Origin of the sequence: Streptomyces sp. NPDC051563 (assembly GCF_044454225.1) — a bacterium.
In the GTDB taxonomy this organism is placed as follows: domain Bacteria; phylum Actinomycetota; class Actinomycetes; order Streptomycetales; family Streptomycetaceae; genus Streptomyces.
Genome location: NZ_JBITDL010000001.1, coordinates 295,706 through 311,295 on the forward strand (window position 1 = coordinate 295,706; position 15,590 = coordinate 311,295).

Below are 15,590 nucleotides of genomic sequence, written 5' to 3' on the forward strand. Positions count from 1 at the left end.
GCTACTGGCCGCGCGTGAGCCAGGGCCGCAGCAGCTTGCTGATCGCCGGCATGGCCACGTAGGTCATCAGGGTGCTGAAGACGACGGCGAACGCGGCCGTCCGCAGCACGAAGTGCAGGTTCACCAGGTACGGCCCGAGCAGCGCGTTGCCCGCGAGCGAGATCGGGAAGATGGCCAGCCCCGAGCTGATCACCATCTTCCACCGCGGGGGCGCGGGCCGGGCCGTACCCGGCTTCGCGAACCAGGTCTCCATGCCGTGCAGTTCGCGACGGGCTATCTCGGTGTGGTGGTGCCCGAGGCAGTTGGAGAACCAGGCGGCGCGCTCGGCGGAGTCCTGCCACCGCTGGAAGGCCGCCTGGTTGCGGAACCGGTGCACAAGGAACCAGGGCCCGCCCTCCACGGCCGGACGGAACAGGCCGTACCCCAGGTGGTCCGGGAAGGCCGCGGCCGTCTCCAGGATCCCGTGGGCCCAGGCCTCGAAGTTCTCCTCGTGGCCCGGGTCGACCTGGCGCGCTATGAGCAGGCTGACCTCCCCGTTGTCGGCGGGGACGGTCTGCTCGCTCGTGTCGGTGATGGCCATGCGGCCAGGATGACTAGTTGGTGCCGATCTTGGCCAGCAGGTCCACGATGCGGCCCTGCACGTCCGCCGTGGTGGACCGCTCGGCGAGGAACAGCACGCTCTCGCCCGAGGCCAGCCGCGGCAGTTCGGCCGGCTCGATCCCGGTGGCCGTGTAGACCACCAGCGGGGTGTGGTTCAACTGCCCGTTGGCGCGCAGCCAGTCCACGATCCCGGCCCGGCGGCGGCGCACCTGCATCAGGTCCATCACCACCAGGTTCGGCCGCATCCGGGTCGCCAGCTCCACCGCGTCCGTATCGGCGTCGGCCCGCGCGACCTGCATCCCGCGCCGCTCCAGGGCGGTGGTCAGCGCGGTCGCGATCTCGTCGCGCTCCTCGATCAGCAGCACCCGCGAGGGATGCTGCTCGCTGTCGCGCGGCGCGAGCGCCTTGAGGAGCACCGCCGGATCGGCGCCGTACGCGGCTTCGCGCGTGGCGTGCCCCAGTCCGGCCGTCACCAGCACGGGCACCTCGGCGGCCACCGCGGCCTGGCGCAGCGACTGCAGGGCGGTCCGGGTGATCGGCCCGGTCAGCGGGTCCACGAACAGCGCGGCGGGGAACGCGGCGATCTGCGCGTCGACCTCCTCGCGGGAGTGCACGATCACCGGGCGGTAGCCGCGGTCGCTGAGCGCGGCCTGCGTCTGCGCGTCCGGAGCCGGCCACACCAGGAGCCGGCGCGGGTTGTCCAGCGGCTCGGGCGGCAGCTCGTCGTCCACGGGACGCGGCACGGTCCGGTTGACCACCTCGACGGCGCCACCGGGCCCGTCCAGCGGCTCGGGACCCTCGGCCGAGCCCTCCTCGGGCGCTCCTATGGCGAAGGCACGGCCCTCGGGCGCGGGCTCCGCGAGGCGGCGCCGCCGGCCGGAGCCGTTGGTGTCGCCGGACCCGCCGCCGCCCTGGCCGAGGCTGCCCAGAGCACGGACGCTGATCGGCGCCCCGGCGGCCTCCGCGGGGGCGTCCTGCGGCTGCCGGGCTCCGGGTACGGCGATCTGCCCGCTGCCGTCAGAGTCCTCGGGCGCGGTACGGGCGGCCGGAACCGGCCAGGCCGGGGTCGCGGGCAGCGCACGCCGCCGCCCGGTGGGATGCGTCTCGGGGGCTACGGGGCCCTGCGCACCGGCGTCCGGCCGCCCGGCGGCGGCTTCGGCGCCCTCGGAGCCGGTGCCGGGCGCCCCCAGTACCCGGCGCCCGCGCCGCCCGCCCGCGGCGTCGGCGTCGGCCTCGGCCGCAGGAGCGGAGCCGGCCATGGCGGGGGACTGCGGGGGCTGCGGAGCCGGCGTCGGGCCGGCGGGCAGCGCGAAACCGCCCTCGGGGGCGATGGGCCGCACGGGAGCGGGAGCGGGCGGAGCCGCCGGCCCCGGTGCGGGCGTCGGCCCGAGCCCGGTCGCCGGCACGGGTCCGCCCGGCTGCGCCGGTCCCGCCGCACCCAGGGCACGCCGCCGCCCGGCGGGGTGCTCCGTCAGCGGCACGGGCAGCCCCGGGAACGGGGGCACCGGCACGGGAGGCACCGGCATGGGCGGGAGCGCCGGCACAGCGGTCCCCTGCGGCGGCACGGGCCGCCCGGGGCCGCCCGGACGCTCGCTGCCGCCGGCGGGGTCGCCGCCGCTGCCGTCGCCGTTCTGGCCGCGCCGCCGCCCGGTGCCGCTTCCACCCAGGCCCGCCGGATTCACGGGGGATTGGGCGAGCTCCGCGGGAGCCCCGTCACCGGACCGGGCCACCGCCGCAGCCTCGCCGCCCCGGCGCCGCCCCGACGGCAGCGCCAGCGCGCTCCCGCCGTCTGCGCCGTCTGCACCGTCGGAGGCTTGGCCCGCCTTCGCCACACCACTGCCGGAGCCGCCGCCGGCTCCCTTCCCGGAGGCCGCACCGGCTCCCGGACCGGCAGCTGCGTCGTCGTCGAGGAACGCGTCCACGCCGCGCCGGGCCCGCCGGCCGCCGGAGACCTGCCCCGGCCCGCCCTCGGTGCCCGGCCCGCCCGCGGTGGCCGGCTCGGCCGGCGGAGCCTCCTCCGGCTCGGGCAGGGTGACCGTCCCGGCCCCCGCACCCAGCGGCAGCTCCAGCACGTACGCCCCGCCGGGCGCGCCCGGCACCTCCACCGTCTGCAGCACACCGCCGTGCGCCTCCACGATGCCCCGCACGATCGGCTCGTGCACCGGGTTGCCGCCCTCGTACGGGCCGCGCACCTCGATCCGTACGACCTCGCCGCGCTGCGCGGCGGCCACCACGATCGTCGAGTCCATGTACCCGCTGCCCTGGCGGGTCTTGCCGGTGGCGTCCACCCCGGCGACGTCCGCGACCAGGTGCGCGAGGGCGGTCGAGATCCGCTCCGCGTCCACCTCGGCCTCGATGGTCGGGGCGTGCACGGCGAACTGCGCCCGCCCGGGGCCGATCAGCTCCACGGCGCCGTCGACGCCGGCCGCGACGACCCCGTCGATCAGCACCTTCTTCTTGTCGAGCTTCTCGCCGCCCGCGTCGAGGCGCTGGAAGGAGAGCACGTTGTCGACGAGCGTGGTCATCCGGGAGTACCCGGCGGCCAGGTGGTGCAGCAGCTGGTTGGCCTCCGGCCACAGCTGGCCCGCGTCATCGGCGGCCAGCGTGGCCAGCTCCCCGCGCAGCTCCTCCAGCGGCCCGCGCAGGGAGTCTTCGAGGACGGACAGCAACTGGGCGTGGCGCGCGGCCAGCGCGTCGTAGGACCGCCGGTCGGTGAAGGTCATGACGGCGCCGACGAGCTGCTCCCCGTCCCGTACGGGAGAGGTGGTCAGATCCACGGCGACGGGCTGCCCGGCCTTGTTCCACAGCACCTGGCCGCGGACCCGGTGCTTGCGCCCGCTGCGCAGGGTGTCGGCGAGCGGGGACTCCTCGAAGGGGAACGGCGAACCGTCGGCGCGCGAGTGCTGGACCAGCCCGTGCAGTTCGCGGTTGCCGAGGTCGGTGGCGCGGTAGCCGAGGATCTGCGCGGCGGCCGGATTGACCAGCACCACCCTGCCGTCGGTGTCCGTACCGACGACGCCCTCGGCGGCGGCGCGCAGGATCATCTCGGTCTGCCGCTGGGAACGGGCCAGCTCGGCCTCGGTGTCCACCGTCTGCGAGAGGTCCCGTACGACGAGCATCAGCAGCTCGTCACCGGTGTACGAGGGCTGCGGCTCGCGGTAGGCGTCACGGCCGTCGAGATGGGCCGCGGTGACCTCCACGGGGAACTCGCTGCCGTCGGTGCGCCGGGCGACCATCCGTTTCGGGCGGGCACGCCCGCCCTCGTCCTCGCCGGGCCGGCGCATCGAGCCGGGGATCAGCTTGGAGTCGAACTCGGGCAGGAGGTCGAGCACGCCCCGGCCGACGAGCCCGGTACCGGGGCTCTCCATGACCTCGAGGGCGATCGAATTCGCGTTGACGACCGTGCCGTTGGCGTTGACGAGCAACAGCGCGTCCGGAAGAGCGTCGAGTATTGCTGCGAGGCGAGCAGCGCCTCGGGATGGCCTGCTGCTCACGACGAGCTTCCTCCCTGACCACAACTACCGGCATGTCACGGGAGGAGTCTAAGGGCACGGGCTCCCGGCGAGGGGGCGGATGTCGGGTGCATACCGCCCGACCCTCGCATCGTCCCAGGTCAGGAACGCCCACGTGGAAGGACAGGTTCCAAGTCGTTCCACCGGCGGATCTCGCATCCGTTCGTCCGGCGGAACCGGGAGTCCACCCTCTGGCCGTGCCACGTTCCGGTGATCCGGGCGGTGGCGCGGCCGCCGTCCTGCATGGTGCACAGCTGGTTCTTGGGCTCGGGGGCGAAGGGGTCCTTCCCCTCGCGCGCGAGGGCTTCGAGGCGGGCGCAGGCGTCCTCGGCCTGCGGGTGGTTCCCGCCGGGCGGGTCGCACTCCAGCCGGTACTCACCGTCCGCCCGCGGGTTGCCCGTGTCGGCGACGGCGATGGTGAGCCGGTCGGGGGCGGGGGCGGGGGCGGGCGCGGTCAGGAGCCGGCTCAGGGGCGGCAGCGGGGGCAGGGGGCCCGCCGGGCCCGCAGCCGCTGCGGCCAGAGCGGAGGTGACGGCGAAAGCGGCGAGACGCAGCATGGGGAACTCCAGGTCGTCCGTACGTCGTACGACAGACCAACGACGCGGCGGCGCCGACGTTCTGCACACAGGGCTGCTTAAGGCTTTGCTCTGCGGGCCGCCCTCCTTGTACCGTGGGAGCGGATTGGTGACGGGCCCCTGGCCTGTGTCATCATCTGCACGCACCCTCGTACGCGGGGGTGTGCTGGAGGCGTCGCCTAGTCCGGTCTATGGCGCCGCACTGCTAATGCGGTTTGGGGCTTACCCCCCATCGAGGGTTCAAATCCCTCCGCCTCCGCACATCACGAAGCCCCGGTCCTCACGGACCGGGGCTTCGGTGCGTTCGGGGTCCGCGCACCGAGTCTGTGTGCGGAGTCCGCGTTCGGGGTTCGCGTACCGAGCCGGTGTGCGGAGTCTGCGTTCGAGGCGGGAAGCCGGCGGGATCTGCCCGCCCGGACCCCCGCCGGGGATACCCGGGCGCCCAACCGGATGATCTTCTTCCAGGCCGTTTCCGCAGGTCAGAGCGGGTGGGCCTAATGGATTTCGCGTCCCGGCGAGGTCCATGTATTGTTGTTCTCGCAAGGCCAACGGGGCGCAAAACCCCGGCCCGCCAAGCACTCGTAGCTTAACGGATAGAGCATCTGACTACGGATCAGAAGGTTGCAGGTTCGAATCCTGCCGAGTGCACAGCCCAAGAGGCCCCCCGGTTCGCCGGGGGGCCTCTTGCGTTGTCCTCCTTCTTTCTTCTCCCTCTCCCTCTCCCTCTCCCTCTCCCTCTCCCTCTCCCTCTCCCTCTCCCTCTCCCTCCTCTTCTCCTCCTGAGTGATGACGCCTGGCTCCGGGGAGCTACGGGGTGAGATGGCTCTGCCGGGGGACGCGGGGTGCGGAAGCCCGCGGCTACGGTTTCCTGGAGATCGACTCACCGAGACCGGTTCACCGGGAAAGCAGGGGGAGCTCACATGGGACTGTTCGGGAACGCGCACGCCGTGGATCCGGCGTCGGCGCACCGGGAGTACGCGCGGCTGCTGGGGCAGGGGGAACAGGTGCACGCCGCCTATCTGCTGATCCGCGACACGATCCTGTTCACGGACCGGCGGCTCGTGCTCGTCGACAAGCAGGGGCTCACGGGCAAGAAGGTGGAGTACCACTCGATTCCGTACCGGAGCATCACGCACTTCTCCGTGGAGACCGCCGGCCACTTCGACCTGGACGCGGAGCTGAAGATATGGCTCTCCGGCAGCTCGGAGCCGATAGCGAAGACCTTCACCAAGGGCGTCGACATCTATGAGGTCCAGGCGATCCTGACGCAGTTCGTCGCCCGATAGGCGAGGGCCGGGGTCGAGAGCGGACCGGGGGTGCCGAATGGTGTTCGGCAGGGTGGGGTGATTTCAGGATCAGGTAGCGTCTCCGCGAGGGTGTGCAGGGACGTGGGAGGAAGTTCGGTGGACGACATCGACCGGGCGCTGATCCAGCGCCTCCAGGAGGACGCGGCCCAGCCGTACGCTGCGCTGGCGGCCTCCGTCGGGCTCTCCGCGGGAGCCACCCACGAGCGCGTGCGCAAGCTGCGCGAGCGGGGGGTCATCCGGCGGACCACGGTCGAGGTGGATCCGGCGGCCGTGGGCAGCGGGGTGCTGGCCTACGTGATGGTCGACTCCTCGGCCTGGATGGGCGACTCGCGGGCCGCCTTCGAGGACATCGCGGAGATCCAGGAGGCGCACATCATCGCCGGCAGCGCCTCCGTCATGGTCAAGGTCCGCACGGCGACCACCGAGCAGCTGCAGGACGTCCTGCGCCGCCTCTACGCCATCGACGGTGTCAGCGGGACGCAGGCCACCGTCGTCCTGGAGACCTTCTTCGAGCGACCGCTCCCCCTGTGACCTGGCGGTGCACCGGCCTCCGGTGGAATGACGGCCGGCCCGCCATGGGCTGGTACGGGCAGGGACCGGGGCGGGGAGAGCGCATCAGCCTCCTCGGGTACGGGCAGCCGCTCGCCTTCGCCGCCCGGGGCGAGCGCCACTGCCTCGGCGTCCGGAGGGCCGGACGGCGGACGCCGTGCCCGACGCAGCGGACCGTCCCCGGCCGGGCCGGCAACGCCCAGTGCCCCGAGTGCGCGGGCCTGGACCGTTCCTTCTCGGTGGCGGCCGACACCAACGCCGGGGATCCGCGCACCTACCGGGTGTACCTCGCCTGGTTCGGGACCGGGCTGGTCAAGGTCGGGATCACCGCCGAGGAGCGCGGGTCGGTCCGGCTGCTGGAGCAAGGGGCGGTGGCCTGGGCCTGGCTGGGGCGCGGGCCGCTCATGGCCACCCGCCGGACCGAGGAACTGCTGCGGGCCGCCCTCGGAGTGCCCGACCGGATCGCCTACGCCCGCAAGCGGTCCGTACGGGGAGACCTGCCGCCGGGGCCCGAGCGGGCGGCGGAGGTGGCGGCCCTGCACGCACGGGCGGTGGCGCTGGAGGGGTGGCCGGAGTCGCTGGAGAGGCTGGAGTGCGAGGTGACCGACCACGCCGGGGTGTTCGGGCTCGACGCGCTGCCCGCGCCTGCCCGGGTGATCACCGAGATGGTGCCCGGCGGGACCGTCGCGGGGCGACTGGCCGGCGCGGCCGGTCCCGATCTGCACTTCGCCGACGGGCTGGTGGTGGACGCCCGGCTGCTCGCGGGATGGGAGCTGATCGCGCCCGGGGAGGGCGGTGCCACCGACGTGCCCGTGGCAGAGGTCCCGGCCGGTGGGCGGGACACCGGCGCCGCGCAGGACGGGCTGTTCTGACCAGGAGGGGTGGGGAGGGGAGGGAGGGGCAGGGGGAGGGGCCAAGGTCAAAATTTGGATCCCTTTGGCTGTCCGGGCCGTTTTCCGGTGGACATGCCATGTATCGGCCGCAGAGGGTGGTGGGCATGACCATTCAGCCCGTACAGGCCTTCGAACCGCCCTATGTCATGAGCGTGTTCACCAGTGTCCGGACCGCCGAGGACAGTGGATACCCCGAGACGCTCGACCGGATGACCGAGCTCGTCAGCGGCAATCCGGGTTTCCTCGGCTACGAGTCCGCGCGGACGCCCGGCGGGCTCGGGATCACCGTCGCCTACTTCCGCGATCACGAGTCCCTGGCTCTGTGGCGCAAGGACATGGAGCACCAGGCGGCGATGAAGCAGGGGCGCGCCGACTGGTACGAGAGCTACACGCTGCACATCGCGACGGTCGAGCGGAGTCACGGCTTTGTCCGCGAAGACGGCTGAGGCCGTCCGGGCGTTCCGGGAACGGCTCGGGGTGCCCGGGCTGGTCGACGTACACACGCATTTCATGCCCGAGCGGGTTCTGGACAAGGTGTGGGACTACTTCGACGCGGTGGGTCCGCTGACCGGAGTCGAGTGGCCCATCACCTACCGGCACGAGGAGGAGCAGCGGGTCGCGCTGCTCCGCCAGTTCGGGGTCCGGGCCTTCACCGCCATGCTCTACCCGCACAAGCCGGCGATGGCCGCCTGGCTCAACTCCTGGTCCGCCGATTTCGCCGCGCGCACCCCGGACTGCCTGCACACGGCGACCTTCTTCCCGGAGGACGGGGTGCGGGAGTACGTGGGCCAGGCCGTCGCGGCGGGGGCCCGGGTGTTCAAGGCACACCTCCAGGTGGGCGGGTACGACCCCACCGACGACCGGCTCGACCCGGTCTGGGGGCTCCTCGCCGAGGCCGGGATCCCGACGGTCGTGCACTGCGGTTCGGGGCCCGTCCCCGGGAAGCACACCGGACCCGAACCGATCGCCCGGCTGCTGGCCCGCCACCCGAGGCTGCCGCTGATCGTCGCGCACATGGGGATGCCGGAGTACGCCGACTTCCTCGACCTCGCCGACCGGTACTCCGAGGTCCGCCTCGACACCACCATGGCCTTCACCGACTTTTCGGAGCAGTTCAGCGGCTTCCCGCCGCAGGACCGCGGCCGGCTCGCGGACCTCGGCGACCGGATCCTGCTGGGCACCGACTTCCCGAACATCCCCTACCCCTACGAGCACCAGCTCGAGGCCCTGGACCGCCTCGGCCTCGGCGACGCCTGGCTGCGCGCCGTCTGCCACGACAACGGAGCCCGGCTGTTCCGCCTCCCCTGAGGGCGGGGAGGGGTTTCTCAGGGAATTCACAGCTTCAGGCAAGAGCGCTCTCACGGGCGGCGGCCAGCGTGTACGCATGACTGCGACGACCACTTCCCACGCGTCCACGTCCACCGGCAATCACACGGCCCTCGTCCGGCCCGACGGCAGCCCCTGCCGGGTCCTCGTCGTGGACGACGAGGCCGCCCTCTCCGAGCTCCTTTCCATGGCCCTGCGCTACGAGGGCTGCGAGGTCCGCAGCGCGGGTGACGGTGCGGGCGCGGTGCGCGCGGCACGGGAGTTCCGGCCCGACGTCGTCCTGCTCGACATCATGCTCCCGGACATGGACGGGCTGGCCGTCCTGGGCCGTCTGCGCAGGGAGCTGCCGCACGTGCCGGTGCTGTTCCTGACCGCGAAGGACTCGGTCGAGGACCGGATCGCGGGTCTGACGGCGGGCGGCGACGACTACGTCACCAAGCCCTTCAGCCTGGAGGAGGTCGTCGCCCGGCTCCGCGGCCTGGTCCGGCGCTCCGGCGCGGCGCAGGCCGCCCGCAGCGGCTCGGTGCTGGAGGTCGGCGACCTGCGGCTCGACGAGGACAGCCACGAGGTGATCCGGGGCGGCCAGGACGTCCACCTGACCGCGACCGAGTTCGAGCTGCTGCGCTACCTGATGCGCAACCCGCGCCGGGTGCTGAGCAAGGCGCAGATCCTGGACCGCGTGTGGTCGTACGACTTCGGCGGTCAGGCCAACGTCGTCGAGCTGTACATCTCCTACCTGCGGCGCAAGCTCGAGGGCGGTACCGGCCTCCCGCCGATGATCCACACCCGCCGAGGCGCGGGCTACCTGATCAAGCCGGCCGACTAGTGGCGGCCGGCGAGCCCCGGCGCACCCGGCGTCCCCGCCCACCGGGCCGCCCGGGACGTCCCCCGGGCCCCCGCCGCCCCCGATGGAGCCGCCGCCCCCTTTGGAGCCGCCCCCGCTGGAGCCGGCGCCCCTGGTCGCTGCGGACCCGGCTCGTCGTCTCGGCGGTGGCCCTCATCGCCGTCGTCGGCGCGGCCATCAGCACCGTCACCACCGTCGCGCTGCGCTCGTACCTGGTCGACAAGGTCGACGAACAGCTGCGCGTCTCCGTCGAGATGGCGAGCCGCCCCGGCGCGGGCAAGTTCCCCCGGGAGAGCAACCTCGGCGTCGTCATGGGCCCCGGATCCCCGCTGGGGGCCGTCGGGGCCCGCTTCGATGCCGAGGGCAAGACCGTCGACAGCGTCCGCAGCCAGCGCAGTGCCGCCGTCGGCGGATCCGGGGCCGGCGCCCACCCGCCCCTCACCGCCGACCAGGCCTCCGTCCTCGCCGGGGCCGCGCACAAGACCGCCGACGGCCGTCCGGGCCACCCGGTCGAACTGGGGCTGCCCGGACTCGGCGGCTACCGGGTGCTGAGCTCGCCCGACGGCCGGATCGTGCTCGGCTTCCCGCTCACCGAGGTCGACTCCACCGTGCACACCCTGATCGCGGTGGAGGTCTTCGTGACCCTCGCCGGGCTGATCGCGGCCTCCCTCGCCGGACAGGTCCTGGTCGGTGTCGCCCTGCGCCCGCTGCGCCGGGTCGCCGCCACCGCCACCCGGGTCTCCGAACTCACCCTGCACAGCGGCGAGCCCGCCCTCCACGAGCGGGTTCCCGATGCCGAGGCCGACCCCCGTACCGAGGTCGGGCAGGTCGGCGCGGCCCTCAACCGGATGCTGGGCCACGTCTCCTCGGCCCTGACCGCACGCCAGCAGAGCGAGACCCGGGTACGGCAGTTCGTCGCCGACGCCAGCCACGAGCTGCGCACCCCGCTGGCCTCGATCCGCGGCTACGCCGAACTGACGCGGCGGGGCCGCGAGGAGCCGGGCCCCGACACCCGGCACGCCCTGGGGCGGATCGAGTCCGAAGCCACCCGGATGACCGGGCTGGTGGAGGACCTCCTGCTGCTGGCCCGGCTCGACGCGGGCCGCCCGCTGTCCACCTGCGACACCGATCTGGCCCCGCTGGTCGTGGACGCCGTCAGCGATGCCCGGGCCGCCGGCCACGAGCACCACTGGCGCCTGGAACTGCCCGAGGATCCGGCGCCGATCCACGCCGACCCGGCGCGGATCCAGCAGGTGCTGGTGAACCTGCTGGCCAACGCCCGCACGCACACCCCGCCCGGCACCACCGTCACGGCCCATGTTTCACGTGAAACATCCGCCGTCCGGCTCCGGATCGAGGACGACGGCCCCGGCATCCCGCCCGAGCTGCTGCCCCACGTCTTCGAGCGCTTCGCCCGCGGCGACGCCTCCCGCTCCCGTTCCGCGGGCTCCACCGGTCTCGGCCTGGCCATCGTCGCCGCCGTGGTCGCCGCGCACGACGGCCACGTCACCGTCCACAGCGCCCCCGGCCACACCTCCTTCGAGGTCCTGCTGCCCCTGGCCGCCCCCGCCCCCGCCCCCGCCCCCGCCCCCGCACCCGCTGCGGCGCGGCCGCACTCACAGACGGGCCACAGGGTCAGCACACAGCGGTGACAGCCCGGCCCGGGAGGGTCGGATCATGCCTACCGACACCTCTCCCGGAGCGCTCCCGGTACGGGCGCCCCTCGCTCCCGTACCGGGTGAGCCCGTCCTCGACGTGGTGATCCCGGTCTTCAACGAGGAGACGGACCTCGGCCCCTGCGTGCGCAGGCTCCACGAGCACCTCACCCGGACCTTCCCGTACCCCTTCCGCATCACCATCGCCGACAACGCGAGCACCGACCGCACCCCGGAGGTCGCGGCCGCCCTCGCCGCCTCGGTGGCCGGGGTACGCAGCACCCGGCTGGAGCAGAAGGGCCGCGGGCGGGCCCTGCGCACCGTGTGGGGGGAGTCGGACGCGCCCGTCCTGGCGTACATGGACGTGGATCTCTCCACCGACCTCAACGCCCTGCTGCCGCTGGTCGCCCCGCTGATCTCCGGCCACTCCGACCTCGCCATCGGCACCCGCCTGGCCCGCTCCTCGCGGGTGGTCAGGGGAGCGAAGCGCGAGTTCATCTCCCGCGCCTACAACCTGCTCCTTCGCTCCTCGCTCTCCGCCCGCTTCAGCGACGCCCAGTGCGGTTTCAAGGCGATCCGCCGCGAGGTCGCGACCCGTCTGCTGCCGCTGGTGGAGGACTCCGGCTGGTTCTTCGACACCGAGCTGCTGGTCCTCGCCGAGCGGGCCGGGCTGCGGATCCACGAGGTCCCGGTGGACTGGGTCGACGACCCCGATTCCACCGTGCACATCGCCCGCACGGCCGCGGAGGACCTCAAGGGCGTCTGGCGGGTGGGCAGGGCGCTGGCCGTCGGCGCGCTCCCGCTGGACCGGCTCGCCCGCCCCTTCGGTGACGACCCGCGCGACCGCACCGCCCTGCCCGGGGTCCCGGGCGGGCTGGCCCGCCAGCTTCTGGGCTTCTGCGCGGTCGGCGCCCTGTCCACCCTGCTCTACCTGCTCCTCTACTCCGCCGCCCGGACCGCAGCGGGCCCCCAGCTCGCCAATGCCGCCGCGCTGCTGCTCTCCGCCGTCGCCAACACCGCCGCCAACCGCCGGCTGACCTTCGGCGTCCGCGGCCGGGCCCGCGCCGTGCGCCACCAGGCCCAGGGGCTCGTGGTGTTCGCCATCGGACTGGCGCTGACCAGCGGATCGCTCGCCGCCCTCGGGGCCGCCAGCGCCACGCCGGGGCACAGCACCGAGCTGGCCGTGCTGGTCACCGCCAACCTCGCCGCCACCGTGCTGCGGTTCCTCCTCTTCCGCGCCTGGGTCTTCCCCGACCGGCGCGCCACTCCCGCGAAGGACCACTCCTGATGACCACGGCAGCGCTCCCGCTCCCTCCGCCCTCCCCGGCCGCCCCGTCCCGCGGGGCCGCCCGGGTGCTCGCCGCGCGGCCCGGCTGGGAACGCCCCGCGTTCCTCGGGCTGCTCCTGTTCACCGCCGTGCTGCTTTTGTGGGACCTGGGGGCGTCCGGCTACGCGAACTCCTTCTACTCCGCAGCGGTCCAGGCGGGAGGCGAGAGCTGGAAGGCCTTCTTCTTCGGATCCTCCGACGCCGGGAACTCCATCACCGTGGACAAGCCCCCGGCCGCGCTGTGGCCGATGATGCTGTCCGTCCGGCTGTTCGGCCTCGGCGCCTGGCAGATCCTGGTCCCGCAGGCGCTCATGGGCGTCGGCACGACCGCCGTGCTCTACGCGGCCGTGCGCCGCCAGTTCGGCCCGGCGGCGGCCCTGATCAGCGGGGCCGTCTTCGCGCTCACGCCGGTGGCCGCGCTGATGTTCCGCTTCAACAACCCCGATGCGCTGCTGACCCTGCTGATGACGGTCACCGTGTACTGCGTGCTCCGGGCCCTGGACGGGGCGCACACCAGGTGGCTCGTCGGGGCCGGGGTCGCGGTCGGCTTCGCCTTCCTGACCAAGACCCTGCAGGCCTTCGTGATCCTGCCGCCCCTCGCCCTGCTGTACGCGGTCTGCGCGCCGACCGGGCTGCGCAGGCGTCTGGGGCAGCTGCTGCTCTCCACCCTCGCGATGGTGCTGGCCGGCGGCTGGTGGGTGGCGGTCGTGGAACTGTGGCCCGCCTCCTCCCGCCCGTACATCGGGGGTTCGCAGACCAACTCCTTCCTGGAGCTGACCCTCGGCTACAACGGCCTCGGCCGGATCAACGGCGAGGAGACCGGCAGCGTCGGCGGCGGAGCCCGCACGGCCGCCGAGGGCATGGCCGGCGGCCCCGGTGGCGGAGGAGGCGCGGGCGGCGGGATGAGCTGGGGGGAGACCGGCATCGACCGGTTGTTCTCCTCGAACATCGGCGGCCAGATCGGCTGGCTGCTGCCGGCCGCGCTGATCCTGTTCGCCGCGGGCCTCGTGGTCACCTGGCGGGCCCGCCGGGCCACCGACTCGCTGGAGGGCATGGCCCGCGCGGCGTTCCTGGCCTGGGGCGGGGCGCTGCTGATCACCGCAGGGGTGTTCAGCTTCATGCAGGGCATCTTCCACGAGTACTACACCGTCGCCCTGGCCCCGTACATCGCCGCCCTGGTCGGCATGGGCATCGCGGTCCTCTGGGAGGAGCGGGGCAGCCGGGCCGCCTCCGTCACGCTCGCGGGGACCCTGGCTCTCACGTCGTACTGGGCCTTCGTGTTGCTCGGTCGCTCCGCGGAGTACGTGCCGTGGTTGCGCTGGTTGGTCCTCGCTGCCGGACTCGGCACGGCCCTGCTGCTGCCGTTCACCGCGCGGCTGGGCCGCCGCACCGCCCTGGGCGTCGCGGCAGTCGGCCTGGGCGTGGCCCTGGCCGGTCCCCTCGCGTACAGCCTGAGCACGGTGACCACCCCGCACACGGGCTCGATCGTCACGGCGGGCCCGGCGGTCGCGGGAGGCCGCGGCGGCCCCGGCGGCGGGATGCGCGGCTTCGAGATGCCGGGCGGCGCCGGGATGCCCGGCGGCGGAGCCGCACCGCAGGGCATGCCCCCGGGCGCAACCGCCCAGGGCGGCCCGGCCCCCACCGGCCAGGCCCCCGGCGGCCCCGCCGGCGACGGCCGGGGCACGCGGACCGGCGGCGGCCCCGGCGGCCCGGGCGGCCCCGGCGCAGGCGGCATGGGCGGCCTGCTCGGCGGGACGAGGACCAGCGCGCAGGCCACGGCCGCGCTGCGTGCCGACGCGGACCGGTACACCTGGGCGGCGGCCGCCATCGGCTCGCAGAACGCGGCGAGCTACCAGCTGGCTTCGCAGCAGCCGGTGATGGCCGTCGGCGGCTTCAACGGCAGCGACCCCTCGCCGACCCTGGAGCAGTTCAAGGCGTACGTGAGCGCCGGGAAGATCCACTACTTCATCGGCCAGGGCGCCACGGGAGCCGACGGCGCCGCGGCCGGCGGCGAAACCGGCGCCGGAGGGGAAACCGGTACCGCGGTCCGCGGCGGCGGCGGTCCGGGCGGCGGCGCGAGCAGTGCGATCGAGGCCTGGGTCAAGGCCACCTTCAAGGCCTCCACCATCGGTGGCGCCACCTTCTACGACCTCACCTCGACCCCCTAGCATCAAGGGGGCGGACCGGGCATTCCGGGCTGGTCCCGTGCGTGCGAGGAGGATGCCTCCATGGTCACCCCGGCCGATCCCGGCACGGCCCGGGCCAGCGTCTGGCTGGCCGTACGGCCGGACGCACCCGCCCGGCGGCGCAGTGAGGACCCGGCCGGGCTCGACCGGGAGCGGATTACGGCCGCGGCCGTGCGGCTGCTGGACACCGAGGGGCTCACCCGGTTCTCCATGAGGCGGCTCGCCGCCGGGCTCGGGGTCACCGCGATGTCCCTGTACTGGTACGTCGACACCAAGCACGATCTGCTCGAACTCGCCCTGGACAGCGCCCTGGGCGAGCTCGGAGAACAGCAGGAGCCGGCCGGGCCGCCCGCGGAGGGCTGGCCCGGCCGGCTCCGTTCGCTGGCCCGGGGCTACCGGAGGCTGCTCGTGGACCACCCGTGGGTGGCTCCGCTCACCGCCGCCTATCCGAACATCGGCCCGCACGCGCGGGCCTTCGACGCGGCCCTGCACCGGCTGCTGGACGCCACGGGTCTGCCGGACGCCACCCGGGCCGGGGCCCGGCTGGCCGTTTCCCAGTTCCTGCACGGCTGCGGGGGCACGGTCCGGCGGCCGCCCGACGGGGAGTTCTGCCTCGCACTCGACGTCCTGATCGCCGGGATCCAGGCGCACACCGCACCCACCGGAACCGCCGGGCCCACCACACCCACCGGGCCCGACGGAACCACCACACCCACCGGGCCCACCACACCCACCGGGCCCACCGCACCCACCGGGCCCGACGGACCCGCCGGGCCGGTCATGCCGGCCGCTCCCGCAGCCCCGTAGGCCGTCCGG

At 74.0% G+C, this 15,590-nt stretch carries 13 protein-coding genes and 2 tRNA genes; 12 read left to right on the top strand and 3 right to left on the bottom strand.

The annotated features are described in order from the left end of the window. Window position 1: 1 nt before the first annotated feature. The 3 genes from ACIA8F_RS01390 to ACIA8F_RS01400 form a co-directional block, all read right to left on the bottom strand. Window positions 2-580, bottom strand: coding sequence for an antibiotic biosynthesis monooxygenase (locus ACIA8F_RS01390; protein WP_399376109.1), 579 nt, complete (start codon window positions 578-580; stop codon window positions 2-4). A gap of 13 nt (window positions 581-593) precedes the next feature. Further along, entirely contained in the window at window positions 594-4,094 is a 3,501-nt protein-coding gene (locus tag ACIA8F_RS01395) for a PAS domain-containing protein (RefSeq protein ID WP_399376110.1), read from the bottom strand. Between the two features lie 119 nt (window positions 4,095-4,213). Beyond that, the gene (locus ACIA8F_RS01400; protein WP_399376111.1) at window positions 4,214-4,669 is read right to left on the bottom strand and encodes an SSI family serine proteinase inhibitor; all 456 of its coding nucleotides are present in this window, start codon (window positions 4,667-4,669) and stop codon (window positions 4,214-4,216) included. A gap of 186 nt (window positions 4,670-4,855) precedes the next feature. On the opposite strand from ACIA8F_RS01400, the gene ACIA8F_RS01405 reads away from it, so the two are divergent. From ACIA8F_RS01405 to ACIA8F_RS01460, 12 genes are all read left to right on the top strand, one after another. Next, window positions 4,856-4,946: transfer RNA gene (locus ACIA8F_RS01405), tRNA-Ser, on the top strand. A gap of 316 nt (window positions 4,947-5,262) precedes the next feature. Then, a tRNA-Arg gene (locus ACIA8F_RS01410) sits at window positions 5,263-5,335 on the top strand. Between the two features lie 272 nt (window positions 5,336-5,607). Next, window positions 5,608-5,973 (top strand): PH domain-containing protein, encoded by a 366-nt coding sequence (locus ACIA8F_RS01415; RefSeq protein ID WP_399376112.1) that lies wholly within the window; start codon window positions 5,608-5,610, stop codon window positions 5,971-5,973. A 117-nt stretch (window positions 5,974-6,090) separates the two neighbouring features. Then, window positions 6,091-6,525, top strand: coding sequence for an Lrp/AsnC family transcriptional regulator (locus tag ACIA8F_RS01420; RefSeq protein WP_399376113.1), 435 nt, complete (start codon window positions 6,091-6,093; stop codon window positions 6,523-6,525). Window positions 6,526-6,569: 44 nt separating this feature from the next. After that, window positions 6,570-7,415, top strand: coding sequence for a DUF2797 domain-containing protein (locus ACIA8F_RS01425; protein WP_399376114.1), 846 nt, complete (start codon window positions 6,570-6,572; stop codon window positions 7,413-7,415). A gap of 125 nt (window positions 7,416-7,540) precedes the next feature. Further along, the gene (locus tag ACIA8F_RS01430) at window positions 7,541-7,882 is read left to right on the top strand and encodes an antibiotic biosynthesis monooxygenase family protein (RefSeq protein WP_399376116.1); all 342 of its coding nucleotides are present in this window, start codon (window positions 7,541-7,543) and stop codon (window positions 7,880-7,882) included. After that, entirely contained in the window at window positions 7,863-8,744 is an 882-nt protein-coding gene (locus ACIA8F_RS01435) for an amidohydrolase family protein (protein ID WP_399376117.1), read from the top strand. The genes ACIA8F_RS01430 and ACIA8F_RS01435 overlap by 20 nt, the downstream gene beginning before the upstream one ends. 76 nt (window positions 8,745-8,820) lie before the next feature. Beyond that, the gene (locus tag ACIA8F_RS01440; RefSeq protein ID WP_399376118.1) at window positions 8,821-9,588 is read left to right on the top strand and encodes a response regulator transcription factor; all 768 of its coding nucleotides are present in this window, start codon (window positions 8,821-8,823) and stop codon (window positions 9,586-9,588) included. Further along, complete coding sequence (locus ACIA8F_RS01445) at window positions 9,588-11,258, top strand: sensor histidine kinase (protein ID WP_399376119.1); 1,671 nt, start codon at window positions 9,588-9,590, stop codon at window positions 11,256-11,258. The genes ACIA8F_RS01440 and ACIA8F_RS01445 overlap by 1 nt, the downstream gene beginning before the upstream one ends. Window positions 11,259-11,283: 25 nt before the next feature. Further along, the gene (locus tag ACIA8F_RS01450) at window positions 11,284-12,549 is read left to right on the top strand and encodes a glycosyltransferase (protein WP_399376121.1); all 1,266 of its coding nucleotides are present in this window, start codon (window positions 11,284-11,286) and stop codon (window positions 12,547-12,549) included. Further along, window positions 12,549-14,756: an ArnT family glycosyltransferase gene (locus ACIA8F_RS01455; protein WP_399376122.1), complete on the top strand. Its 2,208-nt coding sequence runs from the start codon at window positions 12,549-12,551 to the stop codon at window positions 14,754-14,756. Before ACIA8F_RS01450 ends, ACIA8F_RS01455 begins: the two co-directional genes overlap by 1 nt. A 60-nt stretch (window positions 14,757-14,816) precedes the next feature. Beyond that, window positions 14,817-15,581: a TetR/AcrR family transcriptional regulator gene (locus ACIA8F_RS01460; protein ID WP_399376123.1), complete on the top strand. Its 765-nt coding sequence runs from the start codon at window positions 14,817-14,819 to the stop codon at window positions 15,579-15,581. Window positions 15,582-15,590 lie beyond the last annotated feature (9 nt).

Coding starts and splice junctions, on each gene's coding strand:
- ACIA8F_RS01390 (WP_399376109.1), bottom strand. CDS start 580: ATGGCCATCACCGACACGAGCGAGCAGACCGTCCCCGCCGACAACGGG.
- ACIA8F_RS01400 (WP_399376111.1), bottom strand. CDS start 4,669: ATGCTGCGTCTCGCCGCTTTCGCCGTCACCTCCGCTCTGGCCGCAGCG.
- ACIA8F_RS01415 (WP_399376112.1), top strand. CDS start 5,608: ATGGGACTGTTCGGGAACGCGCACGCCGTGGATCCGGCGTCGGCGCAC.
- ACIA8F_RS01425 (WP_399376114.1), top strand. CDS start 6,570: ATGGGCTGGTACGGGCAGGGACCGGGGCGGGGAGAGCGCATCAGCCTC.
- ACIA8F_RS01430 (WP_399376116.1), top strand. CDS start 7,541: ATGACCATTCAGCCCGTACAGGCCTTCGAACCGCCCTATGTCATGAGC.
- ACIA8F_RS01440 (WP_399376118.1), top strand. CDS start 8,821: ATGACTGCGACGACCACTTCCCACGCGTCCACGTCCACCGGCAATCAC.
- ACIA8F_RS01450 (WP_399376121.1), top strand. CDS start 11,284: ATGCCTACCGACACCTCTCCCGGAGCGCTCCCGGTACGGGCGCCCCTC.
- ACIA8F_RS01455 (WP_399376122.1), top strand. CDS start 12,549: ATGACCACGGCAGCGCTCCCGCTCCCTCCGCCCTCCCCGGCCGCCCCG.
- ACIA8F_RS01460 (WP_399376123.1), top strand. CDS start 14,817: ATGGTCACCCCGGCCGATCCCGGCACGGCCCGGGCCAGCGTCTGGCTG.